This window comes from Mesorhizobium sp. M7A.F.Ca.CA.003.01.2.1 (genome assembly GCF_003998945.1).
Taxonomy (GTDB): Bacteria; Pseudomonadota; Alphaproteobacteria; order Rhizobiales; family Rhizobiaceae; genus Mesorhizobium; species Mesorhizobium ciceri.
On the sequence record NZ_RZRA01000404.1, the window covers coordinates 1 to 4,802 of the forward strand.

Below are 4,802 nucleotides of genomic sequence, written 5' to 3' on the forward strand. Positions count from 1 at the left end.
ATCTTGCCCTGCAGGTCGGCAACCGACTGGCGCGAATCCAGCAGTCGGGCGTTGGCGATCAGGCCTTTCTGCGCTAGCGGGCCGATGCTGGCGAGCTGCTGCTGCGCCAAGTCGACCTGCTGCTGCTGGTTGACGATCTTCTTCTGCAGCGATTCGATCTCGGATTCCAAAACCCCTTTGAGATCGTCGAGCGCTTCAAGCTTCAGCTTCAGCGCCTTTTGGTCCGCTGTCAGGATAGTCATTTCGTCCGCGACGATGGCTGGCAGTCTCGGATCGCCCTCGACCTCCTTAGGCACGTCGAAACTGGCCTTGCCGGCCATATCCGCGTCGATGCGGGCGCGCCTGACGATCAGCCGAATGCGCTGGTCGTCGGAGACATCGAAATTGCCCTTGGCGGTAACCAAGTCCTTGCCGAGTTGAGGTCCGTAGTCGGCGTTTCGCCGGATGCCTCCGGCGACGCTGATGGCCTTCAACACTGTCAGGTCAGGCACATATGGAAACTGGCCGGGGTTCTGGACTTCGCCCGAAATGTAGAATGGCCGGAACTGCGCCATCTCGACCGAGGCTTCCGGTCTGTCTGACAAAGCGAGTTTTTTCTGCAAAGCCTCGCCGATCGCCGTTGCGATTTCGGACGTGGTCTTGCCGGAGGCCGGCAGTTCGCCGGCGAACGGCACCGACAGCGTGCCGGATGGACCGACCGTGTACTCGCCATTCACCGCCGACCAGTCACGGAATGTGCCTTCCACGGTCTGCCATTCGGCGACGCGGATGGTGAGCTTGTCCTGCGAGCCGAGGCGATAGTCGCCGGCGGCGGCCATGTCCGGGACGACGAGGGCCATGGCAAGGCATGTGGCCAGCAAACGCGCCCGCCGCAGGCGGCCGGAAACCGGGCCGCCGCGAAAGGCTTCGAACAAATCTGTTTTCAACTCAACGTTCCGATCCGCTATAGCCCCATCGCCCGATGAGCTTGCGTCGAATGGCCGACGCCAATGTCTGGCATTGGCCACCGGCCGGTCAGTAAGAACCGCGCGACATCCAGACGGCCGGGACGGTCTTGATGATGATGCGAACGTCCTCGAACAGCGACCAGTTCTCAACATAGTGACGGTCGAAGGCGACGCGGCTGTCATAGGACACATCGTTGCGGCCGCTGACCTGCCACAGGCCGGTCAGGCCCGGACGCGATTTCAGATAGTAGACGGCGGATGTGCCATAGATCTCTAGTTCGTCGCGCACAACCGGACGCGGACCGACAAGGCTCATATCGCCCTGCAGGATGTTGATGATCTGCGGCAACTCATCGAGGCTGAGTTTCCTCAGCACTGCTCCAACGCGGGTGACGCGCGGGTCGTTCTTCAGCTTGCGGGTCGCGATCCATTCCGCGTTGGCGTCCGGGTTGGTGGCGAGATAGGCTGCCAGCACCTTGTCGCCGTCCGGAACCATGGTGCGGAACTTCAGGCACGGAAAAATCCGTCCGCCCCGCCCGATTCGCCTGTGGCCGTAGAAAATCGAGCCACCGTCGGAAAACTTGACGAGCAGCGCTATCATGACAAATAGCGGGCTGAGGGCGATCAAGCCAATCAGTGAACCGGTGATATCGAAGCTGCGTTTGAGCAGGCCGCCGATCGGCGGCGGAAAATCGATGTCAGCCTGCGAAAAGCTCGCGGTGGCTGACTTGGCAACGTCCCTCATGCCGTAAACTCCATGCGTTGAACGAATGGTTCACCACACGATACCAAAAAAATGTTGCAGCGCAACACACAATTTACCACCCCGTTGAAATAGTCACGTCATGAAATGACTAAATAATAAGCTTGCCATGCACAAATTTCGGCATATTTAGCACATTTGTGACAATAAATGGGCACAGCCGAAAAAATAGAGGCCTTTGTGGGGCGGTTTTTAGGCGGACCTACCTATTTGCCAAGGCGAGGTACAAACTAGTGCTTCATCATGCCGTGATGCTTGGTCAAAACCATATAAAATACTACTTAATATTGGCCATTTTACTGAAAAATATCGACGAGAGGATATCGGCCTAGCTCCCGTTGCGTGCATTGCAACATGGCAGAGTCGATCGCAAAAGCTCGATCAAAAATAACCGAAGTTGCCCTTGCCGCCTATTGCTCGCCTTAATAGAATTGCAAATTATACCTGTCACGGTGACGACAGGTGGAAAAGGCCGGAAGCAACCGGTCGAGAGTGGGCGACCTTAACAAGCCCACATGACAAGGGACGGCGCTCGGGTGGGGCAATCGCGATAATACCCGAGCCGGTTTATGGGCTGTTGGGTATGGCACTTCCAAAATTCATCCTCGGGATGATTTTCGCTCTGGCGATCGTCGTCGGCTGGTCCTGGCTGGGCGGTGCGTCGATAGGCACGATATTGGTGCGTGTCATCATCTGCGCCGTGACCATTCAGGCTGGCTATTTCGTGCTCATCTACACCATGATCGCCAGGAGCGCGCCGACGCCTGCCGACATAGCTCGTGACGCCGAGCGCAAACTGAACGCACCCGAGGTCGCCGAAAGCGAGAAGCTGGGCGGTGCCAGGCGCGGCCTGCATTGATGCAGACTGCTCAAACGTGGCCGGTTTGGCGGCAACGACATCCTTCGAGACAAAGGGACCAAAGCGCCGCGTGAATCCGTCTCGGCGCGACGCGTCTTGGTCGCCGGCTCACGCCACATCAGCGGGTTCGCTCTCCGACTGTTCCCCCAACAGCATCCTCGACAACCGGCTGCCGGTTTTTTCCTTCAGCCGCTGATATTGGCCGACCTCGACGATACGGCCGTTTTCCATCGCCACCACCCAGTCGGCGAAGGCGATCATCGACGGCCGGTGCGCGATGGTCAGGATCGTCATCGTACCGCGTAATCCATCGATCGACCTGGCGATCAGCGACTGGTTCTGCCAGTCGAGCGCGCTGGTCGCCTCGTCGAGAATGAGCAGCGACGGCTTGCGCAGCAGCGCGCGCGCGAGCGCGATGCGCTGGCGTTCGCCGCCCGAGAGCCGCACGCCGCGATCGCCGACCACCGTCTCGAGCCTGAGGTCGAGCCGTTCGACAAACTCGCCGGCGTGCGCCTGACGCAGCGCGGCCCACAGATCGCCATCGCTGGCCCGTGGCGCGGCGAGGCGCAGGTTCGCCGCGATCGTGTCGTGCAGGAGGAACACGTCCTGCGGCACATAGGCCACCTGGTCGCGCCAGCGACGGCGATTGCTGGCATCGATCTCGACGCCATCGACAAGCATCTTGCCGGTGGTGGGCTCCAGCAGGCCAAGCAGCATGTCGGCGATCGTGCTCTTGCCCGATCCGGACGGGCCGATCAGGGCGGTGACCTTGCCGGCCGGCAGGCCGAAGGTGATGCCGCTCACCACCGCCTTGTCGACAGCATCTCCGTAGGCGAAGGACACGCCGCGAATATTCAATCCCTTATTGAGGGAGAGTGTCCCGGCGTCGGCGAACTCGGTATGGCCGGGCTCGCGTTCGGCGTCGAAACGTGCCTGCAGGCTGCGCATTGCCGTAAAGGCGGGCAGGTTGATCAGCACTTGCTGGGCCTGCGTCTGCATGTCCATGAAGCGCGGCGCGATACGCATGAAGACCAGGAGCAGGACGACGATCTCGGCCAGCGACAGATTGAAGCGGACCAAAGCCACATAGATGAACAGGCTCAGGCCCACGACGCTCGCCACCTGGAATACAGCAGTGCCGATGGTGCTGTTGCGCACATAGTCGATGTTGTCGGCCTTCATCCTCTCAAGCGTCGACCGCAGCTGCGCGAAATAGCTGTCCTCGACGTTCAGGCTCTTGGCCACCTTGATGCCGCCGAGAAATTCCGAGACCGTCCGGTACTGGTCCTGGCGATTGGCGGTCAGCACACGGCCGAAGGCAGTGGCCCGTGCCCGGAAGGGCCGCAGCGCCACGAACATCAGGATGCCGACGACCACGGCAAACAGCGTCATGACCGGCGAGATAAACACGGAAACCAGGAGATAGCCGGCCAGAAGAACGGCGATTTGCACCAGCATCAGCAGTGAGAAAGCCGCGCCCTGGACGCGGTCGATGTCGCCGGTCAGGGCATGATCGAGATCGGAACTGCGCATGCGTGTAAAAACGCCCCAGCGCGCCTTGCCGATGCTTTCGAACAGGTTCATGCGAACGCGATTGATGAAATCGAACAGCAATTTGGCCATGTAGACCGACTTGAAGCGATTGAACGCCGCCTGCGCCGCAACAAGCCCGACCAGCGCGCAAAGCACGGTCGTCAGTTGCAGCGTGCCATCAGGCACCAGCCAGCGCACGAAATCATCGTTGGGCAGCCGAACAGCGAAATCCTGGTCGGCACGTCCGACCAGATGCAGCAGCGGGACGAGCAGCAGGATCGAAATGCCCTCGGTCAGGCTGCCGAGGATGAGGAAGAACAGCGCCGTCCACGTTCGCCGGCCGCCGATCCGGGCAATGGTGGCGCCGAAGGCGGCAATTTCTCGAAACAGCGACAGGCGAAGGATTGGGGGCTTCGACATGGTTGCGCTCACAACCGCCGGCTGCCAGCCGACAGATCCTTTTCGATCAGTTCCACGGCTTCGCCGATCCTGTCCAGGCCCGTCGGGACTTCCAGCCGGTACACGCCGATATGGTTGGCAATCCATGAACATTGCCGAAGATGCGCCGTCGCGAAGTCGCCGGGCAGGGCCGCGCGGCCGAAGCGCGTCACATAGGAGAATTTGATGATGGCCGGCAGGGCGGCAATGGCGGGCAAGGGCGTGATGTCAGCCCTTTCGCCGCGCTCGAGGATATAGATCC

4 protein-coding genes and 1 pseudogene are annotated in these 4,802 nt (G+C 60.6%); 1 reads left to right on the forward strand and 4 read right to left on the reverse strand.

Going from position 1 to position 4,802, the window contains the following annotated elements:
• Positions 1-914: polysaccharide biosynthesis/export family protein (locus EN969_RS17240; protein ID WP_164758311.1), on the reverse strand; the 914-nt coding region annotated here is incomplete at its 3' end.
• 100 nt (positions 915-1,014) lie between these two features.
• Positions 1,015-1,692, reverse strand: a complete 678-nt coding sequence (locus tag EN969_RS17245) for a sugar transferase (RefSeq protein ID WP_013528120.1) — start codon at positions 1,690-1,692, stop codon at positions 1,015-1,017.
• 601 nt (positions 1,693-2,293) lie between these two features.
• Here EN969_RS17245 and EN969_RS17250 point away from each other — a divergent pair.
• The gene (locus EN969_RS17250; protein WP_013528119.1) at positions 2,294-2,569 is read left to right on the forward strand and encodes an exopolysaccharide production repressor ExoX protein; all 276 of its coding nucleotides are present in this window, start codon (positions 2,294-2,296) and stop codon (positions 2,567-2,569) included.
• A gap of 108 nt (positions 2,570-2,677) precedes the next feature.
• Here EN969_RS17250 and EN969_RS17255 read toward each other — a convergent pair whose 3' ends face one another.
• Together EN969_RS17255 and EN969_RS17260 are read right to left on the reverse strand one after the other, a co-directional pair.
• Positions 2,678-4,522 (reverse strand): ABC transporter ATP-binding protein, encoded by a 1,845-nt coding sequence (locus EN969_RS17255; RefSeq protein WP_063169879.1) that lies wholly within the window; start codon positions 4,520-4,522, stop codon positions 2,678-2,680.
• 8 nt (positions 4,523-4,530) lie between these two features.
• A pseudogene (locus EN969_RS17260) lies at positions 4,531-4,802 on the reverse strand (serine kinase); the annotation flags it as partial.